Below are 21,848 nucleotides of genomic sequence, written 5' to 3'. Positions count from 1 at the left end.
CATGCTCCGGTCGATAGACTGCCCGCATGAATTCATCCGCCCCTGCCGCTGACCCCCGCCGCGCCCAGCTGCGACGCCTGAAGATCATCGCCCTGCTGATGCTGGCCGCGATGCTGGCCGGCTTCATCGTCAGCCATCTCAATGGCGAGCGCGGGATCTGGGCATGGGTGTCGGCGTTCTGCGAGGCAGCGGCGGTGGGCGCGCTGGCCGACTGGTTCGCAGTGGTGGCGTTGTTCCGCCGCCCGCTGGGCCTGCCGATTCCGCACACCGCAATCATTCCGCGCAGCAAGGAACGCATTGCCGACAGCCTGGCGGTGTTCGTGCGCGACCAGTTCCTGGAGCCGCGGGCCCTGCTGGCCCGCCTGCAGGTGTTCGACCCGGCCAGCCGGCTCGGCAGCTGGCTGGCCGATCCGGCGCGTTCGCGGCTTCTGGCCGACATGGCGCGGGGCTGGGCCCTGCAGGCGCTGGACTTCCTGGATGAGGCGGCGGTCCGGCGCAGCATCCAGGGTTTCGTGGTGGAACAGCTGCGACAGTGGAACGCGGCCGCCACCGCCGGTGAGCTGCTGGGCCTGCTCACCGCCGACAACCGCCACCAGCGGGTACTCGACGAGGGACTGACCCGGATCAGCCAGTGGATGGACAACGAGGCCGTAAAGCAACGCGCCTCCGAGTTGATCGTGCGCTACATCCAGCGCGAGTGGCCGAAGCTGGCCAGCACGGTGAACTGGGTCAAGCCGATCGACGAGATCGGCGACAGCCTTGCCGAGCGCATGGCGCATGCGGTGCTGGCCGAACTGCAGCAGATCCTGGCCGAGCCGGAACATCCCCTGCGCAAGGACTACGAGGCCTGGCTGGGTGACTACATCCAGCGCCTGCGCCACGACCCGGCGCTGGCCGAGAAGGTCGAACAGCTGAAGCAGCAGGTGATCGACCACCCCGCCGTGCAGGACTACGTGCAGGGCCTGTGGGCGCGCATTCACGCCAGCCTGCGCGCGGACCTTTCCAGCGAGGACTCGGCGCTGGCCGGGCATCTGCGGCGCAGCCTGGCCAAGGTCGGGCAGGCCTTGCAGGACGACCCGTCGCTGCGCGAGGCCTTGAACCAGCACCTGATGGATGGCGCCGAGCGCCTGACCAGCCGGCTGCGCGAAGGGGTGACCACGCATATCGCGCAGACCGTGAAGGGCTGGGACGAGCGGCACCTGGTGGAACAGCTGGAGCTCAGCGTGGGGCGCGACCTGCAGTTCATCCGCTTCAACGGCACCCTGGTGGGTGGGTTGATCGGGCTGTTGCTGCATGCGTTGACGGTGTGGATGCAGTGGTAGGCGCCTGAGGGGCAGCCACGCAGGGCGTGGCTCTACCGGGGTGGGGTCGATGCGCCCCTGCGGTTGACAGTTTGACCGGGTGTTTTTGCGACGTGGTTCGCGTATTCTGCCGCGCATTCAGGGCTGGAGTGGCCCGTCCGGGGGGAATGATGCGAAGGATGATCGTGACGCTGGCGCTGTGTGCGCTGGCCTGCAATGCCCACGCCGGGCGGGTGTACAAGTGCGCGGTCGGCGGCCAGACCGTGTACCAGACCGTGCCCTGCGCGCCCGAACACGACACCGGGGTGACCCGGCCGATCACCCGGGATCCCAATCTGAGCTGGGAAGAGCGCAACCGTGCCCAGCGCGAGCTCTACGACGCGCGCCGCCGCATGCAGGCCGACGCGGGCCGCAACCAACCGCCGGTACGCGGCACCGTGATCGACGGCGCCGCCAATCCGGAACAGTGCCAGGAACTCCGGTCCCGCCGCGAGTTCGGCGAAGCCTTCGGCCGCCCCATTCCAGAAAGCATGAACGGCGAAATCGCGAAGGCCTGCGCCTCGCGCTGATCGCCCTACCCCGCCACGGCCCGGATGGCCTCCACCAGCGCCTGCATCTGTGCGGTCGTGCTGAAAATGCCGGGGGTGACGCGGATGCAGGCGCCGGAGGCGAGGCCTTCGCGGGCTACTACGAACACGTTGGAGTGCTGCAGCATCCGCGCCGCGGTGGCGGTGTTCGCGTCCATGTCGTACTGCCCGCGCAACCGGAAGGCGGCAATGGCACTGGACAGGCGTGGATCGGGGGAGGCCAGCAGCTGGATCCGCGGATCGTCGCGCAGCGCGTCCAGCCAGTAATTGCGCAAGTGAAGCAGGCGCGCGCGCTTGTTCGCCACGCCGATCCGCTCATGCAACGCCAACGCGACAGGCAGGGCCAGGAAGGTCGCGAAATTGACCGTGCCGGTATGCAGGCGGGAGTCGATGTGGCCGGTGTCCGCCTCACCCATGTAGGGATCGATGTCGTGCAAGCGACCGCGGCGGATGTAGATCGCCCCTGCCCCAACCGGCGCACCGATCCATTTGTGCAGGTTGATGCCGATGAAATCGACGTCGAGGTCGCGCACTGGTGTATCGACCTGGCCGATGCCATGCGCGGCATCCAGCACCACGTCCGCACCGGCGGCGCGTGCGAGCGCGCTGATCTCGGCGACGGGCAGCAGGAGCCCGTGGCGGTGGCTGACCTGGGTCAGCAGCAACAGCCGCGTGCGCGGATGCTGTTCCAGCGCTCTGCGGTAGGTCTCCACGATGCTGTCATGGTCGAACGGCTCTGGCAGCGCAATGCGCTGCACGGTCACGCCACGCCGCGCCTGCAGCCACTCCATCGCGGCGATCATGCTGGGGTAATCGGTGTCGGCATACAGAACCGTGTCGCCGGGTTGCAGGTTGCGGTAGCCGCTGATCAGCACCTGCATCGCCTCGGTCGCGCCACGGGTCAGCGCGATCTCGTCGGCCTCCACGCCGAGCGCCTCGGCCAGCCGCCCACGCGCCTGTTCGAACAGCGGCGGAAACGCGCGCCGGCCGAACCAGGCGTTGTCGCGGTTCACCAGGGCGGTGGCCTGCTCGAACGCCTGCACCACCGGGCGGGCCATCGACCCCCAGTAGCCGTTGTCGAGCATCACCACGTCATCGGTGAGGTCGTACTGCGCCGCTACCTGCGCCCACCAGGCGTCGTCTGCAGCCAGTTCTGCCGGATCCCGTCCTGCGGGGTCGGGCAACGCATCGAGGAACGAGGGATCGCGCTCAATCTTGTTCATGCGTCGAGTATTGCAGCCCACCGACCTTGTCGAAGCGAATGATAATGACTATCATTCCCGAATCAAACGATCTCCAGGGATACCCCCGCCCCGTGCGGCGGCTTGGCCACGGATGGCCACCCTCTCCTGTCACCGGCCCCGGCCGGTGACGTCCGTTGTTCGATTCGACAATGCAGGTGTTCGTGGACAGCACGCCAGTTGCCACCGGTTTCAGCCGCTTCGGTGGATTCTTCGCCCGCCCCTGGCTGGGTGTGTTGTCGCGCTCGCTGGCCGCCATCGTGGGTGGGTACGCATTGGCCGCGACCTGCGCGATGTTCTTTGCGGTGGCCCTGCCGATGGCCCGAGCCCAAGCCGTGTTGACCGGCATGCTGGTGGCCATCGTGCTGTGCGCCTGCGCCGCACTCTGGGCCTTCGCCACCCGCACCGCACTGCGTGCCTGGATCGGGATCGCCACGCCCGCCGCGCTGTTCTGGCTGGGGTCGCTGGCACTGGGCGCGCGCGCATGAAGAACGGATTCCGCCAGTCCATGGCCTGGCTGCATACCTGGACCGGCCTGCTGGTCGGCTGGTTGCTGCTGCTGATCTTCATGGCCGGTACCGCGAGCTACTACCGCGAGGAAATCAGCCGCTGGATGCGCCCGGAACTGCCGCGCAGCAGCGTCAGCAACGAAGTCGCCGCCGAGCGCGCGATCAGCTTCCTGCAGCACAAGGCACCGCAGGCCGAGAGCTGGAACGTGACCCTGCCCGACCCGCGCAACCCGGCCATGCGCATGTTCTGGCGCAATCCCGAGTCGATGGTGAAGCCGCCGGTGGAAGGCGAAAAGCGCCGGCGAGGTGGCGGCCGCTTCGGCGATGCCACGGTGGACCCGGCCAGCGGCGAGGAAGTGGCCGCGCGCGAAACCCGTGGCGGCGACTTCTTCTACCGGCTGCATTTCGACCTGCACTACATTCCGGTGCTGTGGGCGCGCTACCTGGTGGGGTTCTGCGCGATGTTCATGCTGGTTGCGATCATCACCGGGGTGATCACCCACAAGAAGATCTTCAAGGACTTCTTCACCTTCCGGCCTGAAAAAGGCCTGCGTTCGTGGCTGGACTTCCACAATGTCAGCGCGGTGATGGCCCTGCCCTACCACGCGATGATCACCTACACCGGCATCGTCACGCTGATGTTCATGTACCTGCCACAGGGCGTGAGCGTGGCCTATCCCAAGGACGAGGACGCCTTCTTCAGCGAAGCGTTCGCACGCCTGGCCGACCCGGCCGAGCCCGCCGCGGGCAGCGCCCCCTCGCTGCCGATCCAGCAGCTGCTGGACAGCGCGCGGGCCAAGTGGAAGGGCGCGCAGGTAAGCGGCTTCACCGTGTTCCACCCGGGCGCGGCCAATGCGGTGATCGACATCTACCAGCGCGACGGCAGGCGCCTGTCGATCGACACGCCGTCGCTGCGCTACAACGCGGTTACCGGCGCGCTGGTGGAACACAGCCCGGTGCCGGGCGGCGCCACCCAGACGCGCGGGGTGATGTATGGCCTGCACCTGGCCCGCTTCGCGGACTGGGGCCTGCGCGCGTTGTTCTTCCTGTCCGGCCTGGTCGGCTGCCTGATGGTGGCCAGCGGCGTGGTGCTGTGGGCGGTCAAGGAACGTCCCAAGCATGCCAAAAGCGGCCGCATCGGCTTCGGCCTGCGCCTGGTGGACGCGCTCAATATCGGCGCGGTGGCCGGCCTGCCGATCGCCTTTGCCGCTTACTTCTGGGGCAACCGGTTGCTGCCGGTGCAGCTGGCTGAGCGTGCCGACGCGGAAGCCAGCGTGTTCTTCTACGCATGGGGCGCGGGGCTGCTGGCAGCCTTCGTCTGGCCGAAGCGGATGATGTGGGCCTGGCAGCTGTACCTGGGGGCGGCGTTGTTCGCGCTGATTCCGCTGCTTAATGCGTTCACCACCCACGCGCACCTGGGCGTGACCCTGCGCAATGGCGATTGGGTGCTGGCAGGGTTCGACCTGGTGATGCTGGCCTTCGGCGCCATGCTCGCCTACTGCGGCCTGCGCATGCAGCGCTGGCAGCCGGCGCTGAGCGCGGCCGAGAAGAAAAAGCGCCAGATGGCGGCCGCTGCAGCAGTTACTTCGGCAAAAACCGCAGAGGCCAGCGCATGATGCTGCTGGCGATCACGGTGTGCTTTTCCGCGTTCACTGCGCTGTCGCTGGCCATGGAGAAGCACCAGCTGGACCTGCATGGCAAGGCGCATGCGGGACCGGCGCGCATGCGGCTGTGGCGCTGGCTGGGTTGGGCGTTGCTGGCCACGGCGTTCGGCATCTGCGTGGCCGACCATGGTTGGGCTGCGGGCCCCGTGCTGTGGCTGGGCGCGATGACGGTCAGCGGAGTGCTGATCGCCTTCGGGCTGTATCCGTGGCGACCGCGGTGGATCGCGCCGTTGGCGTGGGTGTTGCCGGTGGTCGGTGTGATCAGCGCGGTGGCATGACACCGCGCTGACCCCGGCAATCCATCAAGCGCCGTAGCGCCGAAGCTCCCACGCGCGGTGGATGCGCGGATTCCGCTCGAAATCCTCACCGATTGTGTCGGCGGAAATCTCGCGGCACTCGGCGAATTCCTTGATCGCTTCCTCATCCAGCTTGAAGCGGCGGAAGTTGTTCGAGAAGTACAGCACGCCTTCCGGGCTCAACCGGGCCACGGCCGCACGCAGCAGGCGCACATGTTCGCGCTGCACGTCGAAGTCTTCGGCGCGGGCCGAGTTGGAGAAGGTCGGCGGGTCGCAGAAGATCACGTCGAAGCGGTGCCGCTCCGCTTCCAGCCAGGCCAGCGCATCCGCCTGGATCAGCTGGTGCTGGCTGCCGCCCTTGCCGTTCAGCGCCAGGTTGTCGGCGCACCATTGCAGGTAGGTGCCGGACAGGTCCACGCTGGTGGTCGAAGCCGCGCCGGCCACCGCGGCCTGCACGCTGGCCACGCCGGTGTAGCAGAACAGGTTGAGGAACCGCTTGCCCTGCGCCTCCTGCGCCATGTGCCAGCGCAGCGGACGGTGGTCCAGGAACAGGCCGGTGTCCAGGTAGTCGAACAGGTTCACGCGCAGCAGCGCGTCGTTCTCGCGTACCAGCACGAACTCGCCGCGCTGCTCGAAGCGGCCGTACTTGCTGCCGCCCTTGCCGCGTTCGCGCGACTTCAGCGCGACCTGCTCGGCCGGCACCTGGAACACCTCGCGCGCGGCCGACAGCAGTTCATTGCGGCGGCGACGCACATCGACGTCCGGGATGGTGGCCGGTGCCGCGTATTCCTGCACATGCAGGAAGGTGCGGCCGGCGCCGCCGTCCTCCTGGTACACGTCGATGGCGGCCGCATACTCGGGCAGGTCGGCGTCGTAGACGCGGTAGCAGGTAACCTGCTCGCGCGCCTTCCAGGTCTTGAACTTGCGGATGTTCTTGCGCAGGCGGTTGGCCACCATCTGCGCGCCTTCGCTGAGCTCGCGCGGCTGGCCCGCGTTCTCGCGCTGCGGCACGGCGATGGGATCGCACACGATCAGCGCGCATTCGATCGCGCCGTTGAACAGCTGGTACTTCTTGTTGGCGCGCAGGCCGGTGGCGAAGGCCAGTTCGGCGCTGCCGCACAGCAGGCTGGCCCGCCACTGCGGCACCGCGCGCTTGAGCGCGTCGCCGAGGCGGCGGTACAGCACCGCGTCGGCGGCCAGGCGCTCGTCGTAGGGCGGGTTGCACACCACGCAGCCGGTTTCCTGCGGCGGCACCTGGACATCGGCCACGTCGCGCACACCGAACCAGATCGCCTCGGCAACGCCGGCGGTCTCCGCGTTTTCCTTGGCGGCGCGGATCGCATGCGGGTCGATGTCGCTGCCATGGATGACCTGCTTGAGCGCGGCACGGCCAGCGGTCTCGCGGCTGCGCGCGTCGGCCATCAGGCTGTTCCAGGCGTCACGGTCGAAGCCCAGCCAGCGGCTCGGCGGAATGCTGCCGTGGCGCTGCAGGCCCGGGGCGACGTCGGCGGCCATCAGCGCGCCTTCGATCAGCAGCGTGCCGCTGCCGCACATCGGGTCGAGCAGGCCACCGCCTTCGGCGTGGATCTTCGGCCAGTTGGCGCGCATCAGCACCGCCGCCGCCAGGTTTTCCTTCAGCGGCGCTTCGTTCTGCGCCATGCGCCAGCCGCGCCGGTGCATCGGGCCGCCGCCGAGGTCGATCGAGATCGAGGCGCGGCCCTTGCGCAGCGAGAGGTTGATGCGCACGTCGGGGAACTCGGTGTTCACCGACGGCCGTTCCAGGCCCTGCGCGCGCAGGCTGTCGACCACGCCGTCCTTGACCCGCTGCGCGGCGAAGCGCGCGTGGGTGATCTCGGTACCGGACACATGCGCGTCCACCGACAGGGTCAGCTCCGGGCTGATGTGCTGGTCCCACGGCATCGACGACACGCCCTGGTACAGCGAACCCTCGTCCGGGCAGTCGAACTCGGCCAGCGGCCACAGCACGCGGCTGGCCAGGCGCGACCACAGCACCACCTTCAGCGCCTGCGGCAGGTCGCCTTCGGCGTTGACGCCGGAAATGGTGGCGGTGGCACGGGGCAGGCCCAGCGCCAGCAGTTCGTCGGCGAGCAGGTATTCCAGGCCCTTGGCGCAGGAAACAAAGAATTTCACGGAATCAGGTTCGGCAGGTCAGCGGACCGGCCATTGTACGTGACCGCAGCCGGGGGACCGTCACACCCCCCGATTTACACGCCTTTCAACAACTCTTCGAACGCGCGCGCGGAGGCCTCGACGTAGTTTTCGAGGCGGTGCCCGTCTTCGACCAGCAGCAGCCGGGCGGAGCGCGCCTGGGCCCAGGCGATCACCTCGGCGGCCGGGATCAGCTCGTCCTGCCAGGCGTGGACCACGCTGGTCGGCACCGGGGCCGCGTCCAGCAGCGGCATCGGCCCCATCCGGGTCGGCGGCACCATCAGGAACAGGCCACGGGTGGGCACCTGCAGCGAGGCGATGGCCGAGATGTAGGCCCCCAGCGACGAACCGGCCAGCACCACCGGCCCCTGCGCGGCGGCCGCGCGGGCGCGTTCCACCAGGCGTTGCAGGCGGGCTGGCACGTCGCCCACGCTGCTGACCTCGCGCATCGCGTCCAGGTCGGTGTAATCGGGGCGTTCGTGGGTCCAGCCGAGGCGCTCGGCCACGTCGGCAAGTGCGGTGACCTTGGTGGCGTCGGGGCCGCTTTCGAAACCATGGGACAGGATGCAGTGGCCGCGGCTCATGCAGCCACCGGGCGGAAATCGATGTAAGCGCTCATCCCTGAATGCTAGCATCGGCGCATGCCCGAACGCGCCCCGCCCCGGATCGACCCGCAGCCGCTGCCCTACGTGGCGCAGCTGGGCGAACGCGCGCCGGCGGAGGTGGACCTGGTGGTGATCCACTGCACCGAACTGCCGGACCTGGAGATGGCCCGCAGCTATGGCGAGCGGGTGCTGTACGACAGCGGCAGCGGCAACAGCGGGCATTACTACATCGACCGCGACGGCAGCATCGTGCAGTACGTGCCGGTGGAACGCGTGGCCCATCATGTGAGCGGCTACAACCCGCGTTCGATCGGCATCGAGCTGGTCAACAGCGGGCGCTATCCGCACTGGCTGGACTCGCGCCACCAGGAAATGTCCGAGGCCTACCCGGACGTGCAGATCGCCGCACTGATCGACCTGCTGCAGCACCTGTGCCACACCCTGCCCGGCCTGCGCCACATCGCGGGCCACGAAAGCCTGGACACGCGCCTGGAACCGGCCAGCGACGACCCCGAACGCCAGGTGGCGCGCAAACGCGACCCGGGCCCGCTGTTTCCGTGGCCGCGGGTGTTGGCGGCGGTGGCGCTGGAACCGTTGGCGCCCTGATCAGTCGCCTGTCGCCACCGGCCGCGACGAATCACCTACCCACCCGCTCCACGAGTCCGCGTACACGCGGGCGCCGTGCAGCCCGGCCACTTCCATCGCCAGCAGCAGGTGGCAGGCGGTCACGCCCGAGCCGCACATGACCACCACCTCGCTGGGATCATGGCGGCCGATCAACGGCCGCAGTTCGGCCTGCAGCTCGGCGGCAGGGCGCAGCCGGCCCGCATGCACGTTCAACCCGAACGGACGGTTGACCGCACCGGGCACGTGCCCGGCGACCGGGTCCAGCGGTTCCACCTCGCCGCGGAAACGTTCGCCGGCGCGCGCGTCCAGCAACCAGCCCGGCGCATGCTTCAGCCGCGCGGCCACTTCGTCCACCGTCGCGACCCGGGTGCTGTCGAAACGCCCCGGGTACGGCGGCAGCGCGGCAATCTCCGGCGCGTCGGTGCTCAGCGGCAGGCCCGCCGCCTGCCAGGCGGCCACGCCCCCATCGAGCACCGCGACCCGGGCATGCCCGATCAGCCGCAGCAGCCACCATGCCCGCGCGGCGGCCATGCTGCCATCGCCGCCGTCGTACACCACCACCTGCGTGTCCGGACCGATGCCCCAACGCCCCAGCGTGGCGGCGAAGACCTCGCTGTCCGGCAGCGGATGGCGGCCGTGTCCGACCCGGTCCATGTCGGCCAGGTCGCGGTTGAGATCGGCCTGCACCGCACCGGGCAGGTGCCCCTGCGCGTAGGCCTGCGCCCCGGACTGCGGGTCGGCAAGCGAAAAGCGCACATCCAGCAGGCGCGGCGCGGCACTGGCGGTGGCGCGCGCGTCGAGCAGGCGGGTGTCCGCCTGGCCCAGCGCGTTCGACAAGGTCGCAACGTCGACCAGGGTAGTCCAGGTATCCGGATTCGAGGCAGTCATTCGGTTTGCTCCAGGCGGCGGCGCAGGTTGTACAGGATGGCGGCGGTCGCGCCCCAGATCCGCTGGCCGGGCCAGCCGTACTCCAGTACATGGCGGATCCGGCCGCGGTGGTCGATCTCGACCTGGTGCAGGTTGGCCGGATCCATCAGGTAATCGAACGGTACTTCAAAGACTTCGGCCACTTCATCGGGCTGCGGCACCGCCACGAACCCCGGGTCGATCACCGCCACCACCGGCATCACCCGGTAGCCGGTGATGGTCACGAAGGGATCCAGGTAGCCCAGCACCTGCACCTGGTCGTGCTGCAGGGCGATCTCCTCGTTGCTTTCGCGGATCGCCGCGGCCACCGCGTCGCGGTCATCCGGCTCCTGGCGTCCGCCGGGAAAGCCAACCTGGCCGCCGTGCTGGCGCAGGGTGTCGGTGCGGCGGGTCAGCAGCACCTGCGCACCGCCGGCACGCGGAATGATGCCGGCCAGCACCGCCGCTTCCACCGGCGGCCCGGGGGGCAGCAGGTCGGCCAGTTCGCTGCGGTTCCAGCCATCGCCGCCGGGCGGCGCATCCAGCGGGTGCAGCGCGCGCAGCAGGCGCTCGTGCGCGGCCAGCGAGCTGCCCAGCGACTGTCGCAGCTGCTCGCGCAGCGGCAATACCTGCTGCATCACGTGTTCCTGTTCGTGTCGGCTCATGGTCGACCAGCGGGTGATTTCGTCCACGTTGCGCAGGCAGCCGCCGCACAGGCCCGCGCGGTCGAGCGCGCAGATTCCGATGCAGGGGCTGGGCATGGCATGGGGGGAATGTTCCGGATAATGCACGGGACAACAGTAACGCGAATCCAGAAACAAAAAACGCGCCGATGTTGCCATCGACGCGTTTTCTGTTTTAGCCGTTGTTACTTGACGCTGACCAGCTTGATTTCAAACTGCACGGCCACGTTCGGCGGGAACGGGGTACGCGGGTCGGCACCGTAGGCCTGTTCCGGCGGCAGGGTGACTTCCCACTTGGAACCAGCCGGCATCTGCAGCAGCACTTCGCGCATGGCCTTCATTTCGACTTCGCTGACCTTGATCGAAGGAATCTGCTGGGCCGGACGCGCTTCGGCCGGACGCTGGCCGAACGGGTACGGACCGGCCACTTCCAGCTGCACGGTGCTGGCCTGGGTCGGCTTGGCGCCCGAGCCGGTTTCAACGACGCGGTACTGCACGCCGCTCGGCAGGGTCTGCACGCCGGCCTTGGCCTTGTTGGCGGCCAGGAACTGGGTGCTCTTGGTCTTGTTTTCGCCGGCAGCCTTTTCGTACTCGGCCTTGGCGGCCTGGGCACGACCCTGCTCACGCTTCTGGAACGCTTCAACGGCCGGCTTCAGCTGCTCGGCGGTGATCGCCGGCTGCTTCTTGGCGTAGGCGTCCTGCAGGCCCTTCACCACCGAGTTGATGTCCAGCTGCTCGCCACGCTGGGTGAGCTCGGCCAGGTTGTTGCCGTAGTCGTAACCGAAGTAATAGCTCAGCTTGCCCTTTTCGGACGAAGTGTCCTGGGCGAAGGCATTGCCCGTCAGGGCCAGGGCCGCGACGGCGACCGCGATAGAACGCAACTTCATCAAACGTTTCTCCAGGGGTGGTAACTCAGGACGCATTGGGCCGCCCTGAGGCGACGGGTTAGGATAGCCGCCGCAACGTTGAACCGCCACTAACGACGGAGGCTTTGACCTGCTTTCGTTTCCAGAGTTCAAAATCACTTTTTTTTAACGTTTTACCAGGAGTTTCCGCCGTGGCCGACGTGCCCCTGACCGTTGCCGACGATGGTGCCACCACCGCGCCCCCGGTCAACCGCCCCATGGTTCAGGGAGGTGAGGTGCTGCGCTGCGTGCTGGCCGACGATCTGGACGCCGCGCTGGCAGCCGGGTTGATGGACTACGTGCCCGCGCCCGGCGACGACACCCTGGTGCCTGGCCACCCGGACCTGCCGACCCGCCTGCTCCAGGCCCAGCGCCAGCTGCAGCGCGCCTGGGCCGCGCGTGAGCGCTACCAGGCGCGCGCGCAACGGCTGGCGCGACGCGCGGCCGAACGCGAGGCACGCCGTGCCCCGCCCGCCCCCACCCCCGACCTGAAACCGGCCCTGCCGCCGGCCGCTGCTGCGATCCTCGCGCGCGCCAAGGCCAAGGCCGCTGGAAAGCCTTCCTGATGCCAACCGCTGCAAAAACCGCACCCCGGGCCGCACCGCGCAGCGCGCGCATGCCCAAGGCCGACGTGGTGGAGATGTTCACCCGCCTGCGCGAACTCAATCCGCATCCAAAAACCGAACTGGAATACAGCACGCCGTTCGAACTGCTGGTGGCGGTGGCGCTGTCGGCGCAGGCCACCGATGTCGGCGTCAACAAGGCCACGCGCAAACTGTTCCCGGTGGCCAACACGCCGCAGGCGATCCTGGCGCTGGGCGAAGACGGGCTGAAGAAATACATCGCCACCATCGGGCTGTTCAACGCGAAGGCGAAGAACGTGATTGCCACCTGCCGGTTGCTGATCGAACAGCATGGCGGCGAGGTGCCGCGCGACCGCGCCGCGCTGGAGGCCCTGCCCGGGGTCGGGCGCAAGACCGCCAACGTGGTGCTCAACACCGCCTTCGGCGAACCGGTGATGGCCGTGGACACGCACATCTTCCGGGTGGCCAACCGGACCGGCCTGGCGCCGGGCAAGGACGTGCGTGCAGTGGAGGACGGCCTGGTGAAGGCGATTCCGGCCGAGTTCCTGCTCGACGCCCACCATTGGCTGATCCTGCACGGCCGTTACGTGTGCAAGGCGCGCAAGCCGGACTGCCCGCAGTGCGTGATCCGCGACCTGTGCCGGTTCAAGCAGAAAACCGCCGCCTGAGCCGCCCCCGGCGACTGCCATCTGGACGCAACCGGGCAGTCATCTGTTTCAGGCAGCTTGGGCAACCCCAGCTGCCACCGGGCCCGGGCCTGGGGACGCTTTGTCTGAAACTGTCATATTTACGCAATCTTCACTTATTAGCCTGCGCAGCATCTTCCCACCTGCCTGCAAGGCTCCTTTCCATGAAACTGCATCGCCAACTCCTCACTGCGGCCGTGGCTGCTGCGCTGTTCGTGCCGGCCGCCCACGCTGAAGTGGCCATCGACGTGATCGGCGGCTCGGAGATCACCTTCGAAGGCCTGGTCCAGGCCGACGGCAACTGGTTCGACAACGATGTGACCGACCTCAACGGTGGCGATGCCGCCAACGGCAAGGACAGCGAATTCGAGCTGCGCCGCGCCGAGCTGGTGCTCAAGGGCAAGGGCCCGGGCAACGTGGAATGGGTGGTCGGTTATGACGCCAAGGCCGACAAGTTCCTGGACACCAACGTGAAGTACAAGCTGGCTGGCAACGCCAACCACTTCGTGCAGCTGGGCCAGTTCAAGCAGCCGAACAGCCTGGAAGAACTGTCCAGCACCAAGAACAACGACTTCATCTCCAAGGCTGCGGTCACCAACACCTACGCCGTGGCCCGTCGCCTCGGTGGCGCGTACAGCTTCGGCGACGCCAACTGGTCGGTCACCGCCAGCGCCTTCGGCCGCGAACTGACCCGCAACCTGGCCCACGGCAGCGGCTATGGCGCGCGTGGTACCTGGGCGCCGATCAACGAGAAGGGCCAGGTCCTGCACTTCGGCCTGAGCTATGTCGACTACGACACCGACGCCGACACCCTGCGCGTGCGTGCACGTCCGAACGCCGACCTGGCCACCGTGCGCCTGGTCGACAGCGGCAACCTGACCGACACCGACCGGGTCAAGACGATCGGCGCTGAAGCGATGTACATCGGCGGCCCGTTCAAGGCCCAGGCCGAGTACTACACCAGCGAAGCCAAGCGCATGACGCGCGACAACTACACCAGCGACGGCTTCTACGTCAGCGGCCTGTGGAACATCACCGGCGAAAGCTGGGGCTACAAGGGCGGCACCCCGACCACCGGCCTGCCGGACGAGCCGAGCCGCGGCATGTGGCAGCTGGGCGCACGCTACGACTCGATGAACCTGGACGACGGCCATCTGAATGCCAACCCGGTTGCCGGTCGCCCGCCGATCGTGGACGGCGTGCTGGGCGGAAAGATGGATATCTGGACCGTGGGCGTGAACTACTACTGGCGCTCCAACACCAAGTTCGCCCTGAACTACGTGATGGTGGACAGCAAGAAGTACAACTCGACCAGCCGTACGTTCGTCAATGACGATCCGAACATCCTGGAAGCGCGTCTGCAGTTCTTCTGGTAAGTCGCGGGTCACATGTTTAAGAGAAAGGGCGCAGCTTCGGCTGCGCCCTTCTTCATTCACTCAGGGGCCGCACTCCTCGCGCGGCAGTTCGCGGGCAAGGACATGCGGCCGCTTCGCAGGGCCATTCCCACAACCACCAGCGCGATTCCGGCTGCCTGCAACCCGTCGAGCACCTCTCCAAAGAAGACGACCGCAGACAGGGCGCCGATCAAAGGCACGGACAGTGTAAAACGCGAGGCCCTTTCTGCTCCCAGCCCCCGTATTGCGTAGTACCACAGTCCAAAGACCACCGGGCCATTCAACACCCCAACATACAGGATGCCCGCAACGTCGCGGCTCCCCGGCAAGGCAGCCAGTGAAGCGTCATGCGCGGAAGCCAGCGCAAGCGCCGGAATGGAAGCCAGAAACGAGATCATTACCTGCACCGTCACCAGCGTGGACGGCCGACATCCCTGCGCGGATCTTCCGGAAAGCTGGGTCCCCCACGCCCAGAGAAGCGCGTTCAGCATGATCAGAAGCCCACCTACACCCAGCCCGGCGCCGCCCGCATAAAGCATCACGCCACTCAATGCCGCCGCGGGAGACCAGATCACGCTCCGGGTAAAGCGCCTCTCTTTCACCGCTTCCATTACGGCTACGAAGGCTGGCATCGTGTACATCAGTGTCAGCACGGTCGTCGCAGCGAAGTAGGCGAGTGCCAGAATGTTGATGGCCGCCACTACCGTACCGTTGAGCGTTACTGCCCAGAGCATGTGCAGGCGACACTTCGGCTCCATCTTCTGGATATCGACCAGACTGCGGCGAAAGAACGGCAGCAGTACGATCAGGCCGGCCAGCGTGCTGTAGAAGCGAAATCCCCACGGACCCACCTGTCGGATGGCGTCGCTGGCGAAGGAGAAGGTGGTACTCCAGATCAGCACGACGGCCAATGCCGCCAGGACAGCCTTGATATCGATGCGACCATGTTGGCTGGATGGAGTAGTCATGGTGTCGCAAGGTAGCGAGCTATCGCAGCGAGTCGCCTACGCCCGGCCGGGGCAGATACCATCGAAACGAGGTGAGGAATGTGCCGTGCACTGGTGTCGAACACCAACAGGCGATAGGGGGTTGGCACCAGGCAGGACGAAACCGCCCCCTCGCATTCGGGTACAAGCAGGGTCAGCCCCCCGAAGTTTGGATCCCAGTCCTGGGTCAGGCTGAGGGCTACGCCAAAGCTCTGGCCAGGATCACAATGGGTTCCAAGGAAGTGTCCACGTTCGAACCAGCTCAAGTAGCACTGCGACACCCCCGAGGCGCTGCGGCCGGTAACCGCCCTAAGCAGCTCCATTACGACCTCAGACCCCAATATCTGCTTGACCTGCTGAAGTGGCTCCAGATCGCAGTTCTCACGTGTGTCAGGGATCCACCGGAACGAGAACGAAAAATCGCCGCGCTCGCGCTCCTCGTTGGCAATCAGGTGCTGCCGCTCTGCCTCATCACGCTCGGCTGGAGCTATATCATGCTCACCGTGGCCATTCTTTATGATGAATGACCAACGACTTTCTTCGATGCAGGCAACGCGTTCCGCAAGCTCCGCAATGCCCGGCACAAACGAGAGCAGGTCGAAGTTGACATAACCATCGACCGTGAAACGCTCATGGAGATGATCAGGATCGAGCAAACACCACCTCCTCGCGAATCGCGTACGTCTGCATCGAGAGGTGGAAGCGGCGACCCACGAGGTTGCAGCGGTCATAGCCGGAAATGAGCTTCACGACCTGATCCGCAACCAGTCCTGACATTACTGCAAGTGAAGGTGCGCTCTGCCAAGCATTGACGACCCTGTTCCCATTGCGAAAGTCGTTGCGCATGCGAGCCTCCTGAAACGCCCGGACCGTCGGATCCGAGCTGTAGAACGCTTGTTGCGCTGACTTTCGGATATCCTCGAAGCCAAGGTGGCTACCGTCGTTCAGGTAGACTGGACCTACTGAGATATCCAACGGATCGCCGCCGAGCTCGATCACGGGTATCCCGTGGTTCGCAGCCAGCGAGTGAACGACCCGCTCGACTGTTCTGGTCCGGTAATAACCCAGGCTCGCCCATGCGACGATAACCACGTCGACGTCGGCGAGCAGTTCATCGAGCCGGTCAGTGTCTTCCGTTGCAAATTCGCAAGCGCATTCAACGACCAGGCTTCCGTTGTGCTCCTGCAGCGCGCGAGCCGCCGCGTGCACCTTCTTTGCCCCAATATCTGCGGCACTGTAGAGCACTTGCCGATTAAGATTGGAGAGCTCCACCTCGTCCCCATCCACCAGCCTCAAGGTGCCTATGCCGGCCCTGGCAAGATTGAGTGCACACCAGGTCCCCCACCCGCCCATACCAAGTATGAGCACCCTCGCCTTCTTCAGCCGCTCCTGATAGACCACAGCATTATCCACGCGCTGCTCATCTACCAGGGCGAACTGCAGGATCTGACGATCGTACCGCTCAAGTTCTTCGGCGGTGAGAACCGACGAAGCGCGCGCGCCTTCTTCGACAAGGGAGAAGCCCGCCAACGCCCCGACGAAGGCAGTCAGCTCGTCGCTGGACACCGCATGTCCTCTGGCAGCCAGCTCCTTGCCTATACGGGGAAGGGTATGGGCGCCATCCAGTGCTTCGAGGGCGGGAACAACCCATGACGGTGGTTGCAGAAGGATTTTCGATTTTCCTGGGATCTCCCCGATGCAGACATCGCCGGCATCGGAAATCAATACGTGGTGTGAGCGCTTGAGAAGTGGCTTGGCGTAGGTCACTGAATTTCCTTGTGTGTATGCGAAAGGGACAGGTTGGAAGCCTGTCCCTCCATGAGTCAGGAGAGCTGGATGTGCTCGCCGGACTTGTACATGGCATCTTCTTCACTGATGGCCGAGATGCGCTCATCCAGATCCGCGAAAGTGACATTCAACATTTTTCAGCTCCATTGGGTGGCGCCAGGATTGGCGCAGGCCGAAGTTCGCTGCGCGTGATGGTGGCCTCAAGGACGCGCGTCACGATTCCTGGCAGAAGAGCTGAAGATGTGACCGTCAATGCACTCTTGGAGCGACCGCGTTCATGCAACGAAAGTGCGCCGCGCCACAATTCCAGGAAACCCGTCGCGTCCGCACGGAATCGTCATGTGTCGCAAGATGCGCAGTTCTGGCTCGGAGCGGCAATGCACAGGTCGTTGGCTGTAACCGAAAGGTCACGCCATGCGTGTCCAAGCCCGCCGATGACGCGTGTCACCGTCCCGTCATATGACAGACCACGCGCTGTCACGGAACCGTTATGGAATAGGCACCGGGCGGGAAACCCCGCACCATCATCCATCCCAGGAGCCACCCCGTGATCCACGCCTTCAAGTCGCGCGCCGCTGTTGCCGTCCTCGCCGCGTCGTCCGTGTTCGCCGCCAATGCCGCCGATGTGACCGGCGCGGGCGCATCGTTCATTTACCCGGTCATGTCCAAGTGGTCGTCCGACTACAGCACCGCGACCGGCAAGAAGGTCAACTACCAGTCGATCGGTTCCGGCGGTGGTATCGCCCAGATCAAGGCCGCGACGGTCGACTTCGGCTCGTCCGATGCTCCGCTGAAGCCGGAAGAGCTGGCCTCGGCCGGGCTGGCCCAGTTCCCGTCGGTGATCGGCGGCGTGGTGCCGGTGATCAACGTGGCCGGCGTCGCCCCGGGCGCGCTGAAGCTGGACGGCCCGACCCTGGGCAACATCTTCCTGGGCAAGATCAAGACCTGGAACGACCCGGCCATCGCCGCGCTGAACCCGGGCGTGAAGCTGCCGGACGGCAAGATCACCGTCGTGCACCGCTCGGACGGTTCGGGCACCACCTTCAACTTCGTCAACTACCTCTCCAAGGTCAACCCGGAGTGGAAGAGCAAGGTCGGTGAAGGCACCTCGGTGCAGTGGCCGGTCGGCATCGGTGGCAAGGGCAACGAAGGCGTTGCCGCTTACGTGAAGCAGATCAAGGGCGGCATCGGCTACGTCGAACTGTCCTACGCGCTGCAGAACAAGATGTCCTACGCCGCGATGAAGAACGCGTCGGGCAAGGTCGTGCTGCCGAGCGACGAGTCGTTCGCCGCCGCCGCCGCCAGCGCCGACTGGGCCAACGCTAAGGACTTCTACCTGGTCATGACCAACGCCCCGGGCGCCGAAGCGTGGCCGATCACCGCCACCAACTTCATCCTGGTCCGCAAGCAGCCGAAGAACGTGAACAGCGCCAAGGCCACCCAGGAGTTCTTCCGCTGGATCTACAAGAGCGGCGACGCCCAGGCCAAGCAGCTGGACTACGTGCCGCTGCCGGACAGCCTGGTCAAGCAGATCGAGACCTACTGGTCGCAGAACCTGAAATATTGATTGGCCGTCACGACCAGCGGTCGTGACCTACAACGGTAGGTATCGACCGCTGGTCGATACACCACCCAGGCAAAGGTGCCGCCAGGTCCTCTCTCCCCCTGGCGGCACCTCTCCGGCGCGGATCTGCTGATCCGCGCTTTTTTATTGGGCGCCCTGCCCCGCCCAAGGGCCCGCCAGGCCTTGTCCTGCGTGGGTTTAACGTGCCCTCTGTCACGACGTCATCAAGCTGTAACAAAAACATCATTTCATAGCAGCGTCAGCCGGCCAGCCCGGCACCCCATCCCGCTACGGAGTGACGCATGAAACTGCATTCGGCCAGCTTTGCCGCCCTTTCCCTGGCCATCGCGCTGGGCCTGTCCGCCTGCAAGCCGGCCGCTGAAGGCCAGGCCGCGGCACCGGCCGCCGACGCACCCGCCGCCGCCCCGGCCGCTGGCGACAAGCTGACCGCCGAGATCTCCGGCGCCGGCGCCTCCTTCATCTTCCCGCTGGTGTCCAAGTGGTCGGCCGACTACAACGCCGCCACCGGCGCCAAGGTCAACTATCAGTCGATCGGCTCGGGCGGCGGTATCGCCCAGATCAAGGCCGGCACCGTCGACTTCGGTTCCTCCGACAAGCCGCTGTCCAGCGAAGAGCTGGCCCAGGCCGGCCTCGGCCAGTTCCCGTCCGCCATCGGCGGCGTGGTCCCGGTGGTGAACATCGAAGGCCTGGAAGCCGGCAAGCTGCGCCTGAGCGGCCCGCTGCTGGCCGACATCTTCCTGGGCAAGATCAAGACCTGGAACGACCCGGCCATCGTCGCCGCCAACCCGGGCGTGAAGCTGCCCGACGGCAAGATCACCCTGGTCCACCGTTCGGACGGTTCGGGCACCACCTTCAACTTCTCCAACTACCTGTCCAAGGTCAGCCCGGACTGGAAGAGCAAGGTCGGCGAAGGCACCTCGGTGCAGTGGCCGGACGGCGTGGGTGGCAAGGGCAATGAAGGCGTCGCTTCGTACGTGAAGCAGATCAAGGGCTCGATCGGCTACGTCGAACTGGCCTACGCGCTGCAGAACGGCATGCCGTACGCCTCGATGCAGAACGCCGCCGGCAACTGGGTGCAGCCGAGCGCTGAAACCTTCGCCGCCGCAGCCGCCAGCGCCGACTGGGCCAGCGCCAAGGACTTCAACCTGGTCATCACCAACGCCCCGGGCGACCAGGCGTGGCCGATCACCGCCACCAACTTCATGCTGATGCACAAGCAGCCCAAGGATGCCAAGCGCAGCAAGGACACCCTGGCGTTCTTCAAGTGGGCCTTCGAGAACGGCCAGGCCCAGGCCAACGAACTGCACTACGTGCCGCTGCCGGCGGAATTGGTCAAGCAGATCGAAGGCTACTGGACTGCTGAATTCAAATAATGAAACCGGGGCCCGCGCACTACGCGGGCCCCACCGGTTGCAACGCCGGGCATTGCCCGGCAACACCCCACCCATTCTCGGGCCCAAGCCTTTCCAATGAATGCCATCGCCCAGCCTGTACCCGCACCGTCAACGCGCGACCTGCGTGACGCCCGCAACGACAAACTGTTCCGATGGGTGCTGATCACCACCGTGGTACTGGTGCTGGTCGCCCTGGCCTGCGCCGCGCTCTCGATGCTGTGGGGCGGCCGCCATGCCCTGCAGGAGCAGGGCCTGAGCTTCTTCTACTCCTCCGACTGGAATCCGGTGGAGAACAAGTTCGGCGCGCTCGCGCCGATCTACGGCACCCTGGTCACCGCCCTGATCGCGATGCTGATCGCGGTGCCGGTGAGCTTCGGCATCGCCTTCTTCCTCACCGAAGTGGCGCCGCGCTGGATGCGTGGCCCGGTCGGTACCGCCATCGAACTGCTGGCCGGCATTCCCTCGATCATCTACGGCATGTGGGGCCTGTTCGTGCTGGTGCCGGTGATGACCGAGTACGTCACCCCCACCCTCAATGAAACCCTGGGCGAATGGCCGATCATCGGCCCGCTGTTCCAGGGTCCGCCGCTGGGCATCGGCGTGCTGACCGCCGGCTTCGTGCTGGCGATCATGGTCATTCCGTTCATCTCCTCGGTGATGCGCGAAGTGTTCCTGACCGTGCCGACCCGCCTGAAGGAATCGGCCTATGCGCTGGGTTCCACCAAGTGGGAAGTGAGCTGGGACATCGTGCTGCCCTACACCCGCTCGGCGGTGATTGGCGGCATCTTCCTCGGCCTCGGCCGCGCCCTGGGTGAAACCATGGCGGTGGCCTTCGTGATCGGCAACAGCGTGCGCCTGTCCCCGTCGCTGCTGGAACCGGGCACCACCATCGCAGCGCTGATCGCCAATGACTTCGGCGAAGCTACCGAAACCTACCGTTCGGCGCTGCTGCTGCTCGGCTTCGTCCTCTTCATCGTGACCTTCGTGGTGCTGGCAATCGCCCGCCTGATGCTCATGCGCCTGTCCCGCAAGGAGGGCAACTGATGTCCACCGCCGTCGCTTCCAACGCGCAGACGCTGTACCTGCGCCGCCGCATCGTCAACATCGTCGCGCTGCTCCTGTCGTGCCTGACCGCGCTGTTCGGCCTGTTCTTCCTGGGCTGGATCCTGTTCACCCTGGCCTCCAAGGGCCTGGCCGGGATCAACCTGGACCTGTTCACCAAGATGACCCCACCGCCCATGCAGGAAGGCGGCCTGGCCAACGCCTTCTTCGGCAGCGCGGTGATGTGTGCGCTGGCCATCGCCATCGGCACTCCGCTCGGCGTGCTGGCCGGCACTTGGCTGGCCGAGTACGGCAACGCCCGCAAGGCCGGTACGGTGGTGCGCTTCGTCAATGACATCCTGCTCTCGGCACCGTCCATCGTGCTCGGCCTGTTCGTCTACACCCTGTACGTGATGCAGACCGGTGGGCAGTTCTCGGCGTTCGCCGGTGCGCTGTCGCTGGCCTTCATCGTGCTGCCGGTGGTGGTGCGTACCACCGACGAAATGCTGCGCCTGGTGCCCTCGCAGATGCGCGAAGCGGCGCTGTCGCTTGGCATCCCGCAGTGGAAGGTTACCGTGCAGGTGCTGTACCGCAGTGCCGCCGCCGGCATCATCACCGGCATCCTGCTGGCGCTGGCCCGCATTTCCGGCGAAACCGCCCCGCTGCTGTTCACCGCCTTCGGCAACCAGTACTGGAACAGCAACGTGTTCCAGCCGATGGCCAGCGTGCCGGTGGTGATGAACCAGTTTGCCGGCAGCCCCTATGAATCCTGGCAGACGCTGGCCTGGGCCGGCGCGCTGGTGCTGACCCTGTTCGTGCTGCTGGTCAGCCTCTCCGCGCGTGGCATCCTGCTGCGCAACCGCATCTCCCATGACTGACCTTTCCGCGGATATCGCC

General features: G+C 66.3%; 23 protein-coding genes. 13 read left to right on the top strand and 10 right to left on the bottom strand.

Annotated features, from left to right (window positions below):
• Positions 1-26 precede the first annotated feature (26 nt).
• Positions 27-1,322 (top strand): DUF445 domain-containing protein, encoded by a 1,296-nt coding sequence (locus HGB51_RS13850; RefSeq protein ID WP_070206911.1) that lies wholly within the window; start codon positions 27-29, stop codon positions 1,320-1,322.
• A 158-nt stretch (positions 1,323-1,480) separates the two neighbouring features.
• Positions 1,481-1,870, top strand: a complete 390-nt coding sequence (locus HGB51_RS13845; RefSeq protein WP_070206910.1) for a DUF4124 domain-containing protein — start codon at positions 1,481-1,483, stop codon at positions 1,868-1,870.
• 5 nt (positions 1,871-1,875) lie between these two features.
• On the opposite strand, the gene HGB51_RS13840 is transcribed toward HGB51_RS13845, so the two are convergent.
• Positions 1,876-3,111, bottom strand: coding sequence for an aminotransferase class V-fold PLP-dependent enzyme (locus HGB51_RS13840; protein WP_070206909.1), 1,236 nt, complete (start codon positions 3,109-3,111; stop codon positions 1,876-1,878).
• Positions 3,112-3,281: 170 nt separating this feature from the next.
• Between HGB51_RS13840 and HGB51_RS13835 the strand changes: the two genes are divergently transcribed.
• Genes HGB51_RS13835 through HGB51_RS13825 form a run of 3 tightly spaced genes read left to right on the top strand, consistent with a single transcriptional unit; the run spans position 3,282 to position 5,580 of the window.
• A complete protein-coding gene (locus HGB51_RS13835) occupies positions 3,282-3,617 on the top strand; it encodes a DUF3649 domain-containing protein (protein ID WP_070206908.1) in 336 nt (111 codons plus the stop codon).
• Positions 3,614-5,254 (top strand): PepSY-associated TM helix domain-containing protein, encoded by a 1,641-nt coding sequence (locus HGB51_RS13830; RefSeq protein ID WP_171966863.1) that lies wholly within the window; start codon positions 3,614-3,616, stop codon positions 5,252-5,254. Before HGB51_RS13835 ends, HGB51_RS13830 begins: the two co-directional genes overlap by 4 nt.
• The gene (locus HGB51_RS13825; protein ID WP_070208084.1) at positions 5,251-5,580 is read left to right on the top strand and encodes a DUF3325 domain-containing protein; all 330 of its coding nucleotides are present in this window, start codon (positions 5,251-5,253) and stop codon (positions 5,578-5,580) included. The genes HGB51_RS13830 and HGB51_RS13825 overlap by 4 nt, the downstream gene beginning before the upstream one ends.
• 24 nt (positions 5,581-5,604) lie before the next feature.
• Here HGB51_RS13825 and rlmKL read toward each other — a convergent pair whose 3' ends face one another.
• Together rlmKL and HGB51_RS13815 are read right to left on the bottom strand one after the other, a co-directional pair.
• Positions 5,605-7,749, bottom strand: a complete 2,145-nt coding sequence (rlmKL, locus tag HGB51_RS13820; RefSeq protein WP_070208058.1) for a bifunctional 23S rRNA (guanine(2069)-N(7))-methyltransferase RlmK/23S rRNA (guanine(2445)-N(2))-methyltransferase RlmL — start codon at positions 7,747-7,749, stop codon at positions 5,605-5,607.
• Positions 7,750-7,823: 74 nt separating this feature from the next.
• On the bottom strand, positions 7,824-8,351 hold the full coding sequence (locus HGB51_RS13815) for a hypothetical protein (protein ID WP_070208059.1): 528 nt from the start codon (positions 8,349-8,351) through the stop codon (positions 7,824-7,826).
• A gap of 57 nt (positions 8,352-8,408) precedes the next feature.
• Here HGB51_RS13815 and HGB51_RS13810 point away from each other — a divergent pair, with 57 nt between their 5' ends.
• The gene (locus HGB51_RS13810; protein ID WP_070208060.1) at positions 8,409-8,978 is read left to right on the top strand and encodes an N-acetylmuramoyl-L-alanine amidase; all 570 of its coding nucleotides are present in this window, start codon (positions 8,409-8,411) and stop codon (positions 8,976-8,978) included.
• Here the strand turns inward: HGB51_RS13810 and HGB51_RS13805 are convergent, their stop codons facing one another.
• The 3 genes from HGB51_RS13805 to HGB51_RS13795 form a co-directional block, all read right to left on the bottom strand.
• The gene (locus HGB51_RS13805) at positions 8,979-9,887 is read right to left on the bottom strand and encodes a sulfurtransferase (RefSeq protein WP_070208061.1); all 909 of its coding nucleotides are present in this window, start codon (positions 9,885-9,887) and stop codon (positions 8,979-8,981) included.
• The gene (locus tag HGB51_RS13800; RefSeq protein ID WP_070208062.1) at positions 9,884-10,666 is read right to left on the bottom strand and encodes a CoA pyrophosphatase; all 783 of its coding nucleotides are present in this window, start codon (positions 10,664-10,666) and stop codon (positions 9,884-9,886) included. Before HGB51_RS13800 ends, HGB51_RS13805 begins: the two co-directional genes overlap by 4 nt.
• 107 nt (positions 10,667-10,773) lie before the next feature.
• Positions 10,774-11,475: an FKBP-type peptidyl-prolyl cis-trans isomerase N-terminal domain-containing protein gene (locus HGB51_RS13795; protein ID WP_070208063.1), complete on the bottom strand. Its 702-nt coding sequence runs from the start codon at positions 11,473-11,475 to the stop codon at positions 10,774-10,776.
• Positions 11,476-11,711: 236 nt separating this feature from the next.
• Between HGB51_RS13795 and HGB51_RS13790 the strand changes: the two genes are divergently transcribed.
• The 3 genes from HGB51_RS13790 (at position 11,712) to HGB51_RS13780 (ending at position 14,139) form a co-directional block, all read left to right on the top strand.
• Complete coding sequence (locus tag HGB51_RS13790) at positions 11,712-12,059, top strand: hypothetical protein (RefSeq protein WP_070208085.1); 348 nt, start codon at positions 11,712-11,714, stop codon at positions 12,057-12,059.
• Complete coding sequence (gene nth, locus HGB51_RS13785) at positions 12,059-12,745, top strand: endonuclease III (RefSeq protein WP_070208064.1); 687 nt, start codon at positions 12,059-12,061, stop codon at positions 12,743-12,745. The genes HGB51_RS13790 and nth overlap by 1 nt, the downstream gene beginning before the upstream one ends.
• 182 nt (positions 12,746-12,927) lie before the next feature.
• The gene (locus tag HGB51_RS13780) at positions 12,928-14,139 is read left to right on the top strand and encodes an OprO/OprP family phosphate-selective porin (protein ID WP_070208065.1); all 1,212 of its coding nucleotides are present in this window, start codon (positions 12,928-12,930) and stop codon (positions 14,137-14,139) included.
• 56 nt (positions 14,140-14,195) lie between these two features.
• Here the strand turns inward: HGB51_RS13780 and HGB51_RS13775 are convergent, their stop codons facing one another.
• From HGB51_RS13775 to HGB51_RS13760, 4 genes are read right to left on the bottom strand one after another with little or no spacing between them, the layout of a single operon-like run.
• Entirely contained in the window at positions 14,196-15,125 is a 930-nt protein-coding gene (locus HGB51_RS13775) for a DMT family transporter (RefSeq protein WP_070208066.1), read from the bottom strand.
• Positions 15,122-15,799, bottom strand: a complete 678-nt coding sequence (locus HGB51_RS13770; RefSeq protein ID WP_070208067.1) for a 2OG-Fe(II) oxygenase — start codon at positions 15,797-15,799, stop codon at positions 15,122-15,124. The genes HGB51_RS13775 and HGB51_RS13770 overlap by 4 nt, the downstream gene beginning before the upstream one ends.
• Positions 15,786-16,910 carry a HesA/MoeB/ThiF family protein gene (locus HGB51_RS13765; RefSeq protein ID WP_070208068.1) on the bottom strand — a complete coding sequence of 375 codons (1,125 nt, stop codon included), beginning with the start codon at positions 16,908-16,910 and terminating at the stop codon, positions 15,786-15,788. The genes HGB51_RS13770 and HGB51_RS13765 overlap by 14 nt, the downstream gene beginning before the upstream one ends.
• Positions 16,911-16,966: 56 nt before the next feature.
• Complete coding sequence (locus tag HGB51_RS13760) at positions 16,967-17,065, bottom strand: pantocin A family RiPP (RefSeq protein WP_084738970.1); 99 nt, start codon at positions 17,063-17,065, stop codon at positions 16,967-16,969.
• A 413-nt stretch (positions 17,066-17,478) separates the two neighbouring features.
• Here HGB51_RS13760 and pstS (HGB51_RS13755) point away from each other — a divergent pair, with 413 nt between their 5' ends.
• From pstS (HGB51_RS13755) to pstA, 4 genes are all read left to right on the top strand, one after another.
• Entirely contained in the window at positions 17,479-18,498 is a 1,020-nt protein-coding gene (pstS, locus tag HGB51_RS13755) for a phosphate ABC transporter substrate-binding protein PstS (RefSeq protein WP_070208069.1), read from the top strand.
• Between the two features lie 299 nt (positions 18,499-18,797).
• Entirely contained in the window at positions 18,798-19,889 is a 1,092-nt protein-coding gene (gene pstS / locus HGB51_RS13750) for a phosphate ABC transporter substrate-binding protein PstS (RefSeq protein WP_070208070.1), read from the top strand.
• Between the two features lie 96 nt (positions 19,890-19,985).
• Positions 19,986-20,954, top strand: coding sequence for a phosphate ABC transporter permease subunit PstC (gene pstC / locus HGB51_RS13745; RefSeq protein ID WP_070208071.1), 969 nt, complete (start codon positions 19,986-19,988; stop codon positions 20,952-20,954).
• Entirely contained in the window at positions 20,954-21,829 is an 876-nt protein-coding gene (gene pstA / locus HGB51_RS13740) for a phosphate ABC transporter permease PstA (RefSeq protein WP_070208072.1), read from the top strand. The genes pstC and pstA overlap by 1 nt, the downstream gene beginning before the upstream one ends.
• The last annotated feature ends 19 nt before the right edge of the window (positions 21,830-21,848 follow it).

This window comes from Stenotrophomonas bentonitica (genome assembly GCF_013185915.1).
In the GTDB taxonomy this organism is placed as follows: Bacteria; Pseudomonadota; Gammaproteobacteria; order Xanthomonadales; family Xanthomonadaceae; genus Stenotrophomonas; species Stenotrophomonas bentonitica.
Note: the sequence above shows the minus strand (reverse complement) of the source record. Positions and strands in the feature narration are given on the sequence as shown.

Coding starts and splice junctions, on each gene's coding strand:
- HGB51_RS13825 (WP_070208084.1), top strand. CDS start 5,251: ATGATGCTGCTGGCGATCACGGTGTGCTTTTCCGCGTTCACTGCGCTG.
- pstC (WP_070208071.1), top strand. CDS start 19,986: ATGAATGCCATCGCCCAGCCTGTACCCGCACCGTCAACGCGCGACCTG.
- HGB51_RS13840 (WP_070206909.1), bottom strand. CDS start 3,111: ATGAACAAGATTGAGCGCGATCCCTCGTTCCTCGATGCGTTGCCCGAC.
- HGB51_RS13845 (WP_070206910.1), top strand. CDS start 1,481: ATGATCGTGACGCTGGCGCTGTGTGCGCTGGCCTGCAATGCCCACGCC.
- HGB51_RS13805 (WP_070208061.1), bottom strand. CDS start 9,887: ATGACTGCCTCGAATCCGGATACCTGGACTACCCTGGTCGACGTTGCG.
- HGB51_RS13800 (WP_070208062.1), bottom strand. CDS start 10,666: ATGCCCAGCCCCTGCATCGGAATCTGCGCGCTCGACCGCGCGGGCCTG.
- HGB51_RS13815 (WP_070208059.1), bottom strand. CDS start 8,351: ATGAGCCGCGGCCACTGCATCCTGTCCCATGGTTTCGAAAGCGGCCCC.
- HGB51_RS13810 (WP_070208060.1), top strand. CDS start 8,409: ATGCCCGAACGCGCCCCGCCCCGGATCGACCCGCAGCCGCTGCCCTAC.
- HGB51_RS13795 (WP_070208063.1), bottom strand. CDS start 11,475: ATGAAGTTGCGTTCTATCGCGGTCGCCGTCGCGGCCCTGGCCCTGACG.
- HGB51_RS13780 (WP_070208065.1), top strand. CDS start 12,928: ATGAAACTGCATCGCCAACTCCTCACTGCGGCCGTGGCTGCTGCGCTG.
- HGB51_RS13850 (WP_070206911.1), top strand. CDS start 27: ATGAATTCATCCGCCCCTGCCGCTGACCCCCGCCGCGCCCAGCTGCGA.
- pstA (WP_070208072.1), top strand. CDS start 20,954: ATGTCCACCGCCGTCGCTTCCAACGCGCAGACGCTGTACCTGCGCCGC.
- HGB51_RS13830 (WP_171966863.1), top strand. CDS start 3,614: ATGAAGAACGGATTCCGCCAGTCCATGGCCTGGCTGCATACCTGGACC.
- HGB51_RS13790 (WP_070208085.1), top strand. CDS start 11,712: ATGGTTCAGGGAGGTGAGGTGCTGCGCTGCGTGCTGGCCGACGATCTG.
- HGB51_RS13760 (WP_084738970.1), bottom strand. CDS start 17,065: ATGTTGAATGTCACTTTCGCGGATCTGGATGAGCGCATCTCGGCCATC.
- HGB51_RS13835 (WP_070206908.1), top strand. CDS start 3,282: ATGCAGGTGTTCGTGGACAGCACGCCAGTTGCCACCGGTTTCAGCCGC.
- pstS (WP_070208070.1), top strand. CDS start 18,798: ATGAAACTGCATTCGGCCAGCTTTGCCGCCCTTTCCCTGGCCATCGCG.
- HGB51_RS13775 (WP_070208066.1), bottom strand. CDS start 15,125: ATGACTACTCCATCCAGCCAACATGGTCGCATCGATATCAAGGCTGTC.
- nth (WP_070208064.1), top strand. CDS start 12,059: ATGCCAACCGCTGCAAAAACCGCACCCCGGGCCGCACCGCGCAGCGCG.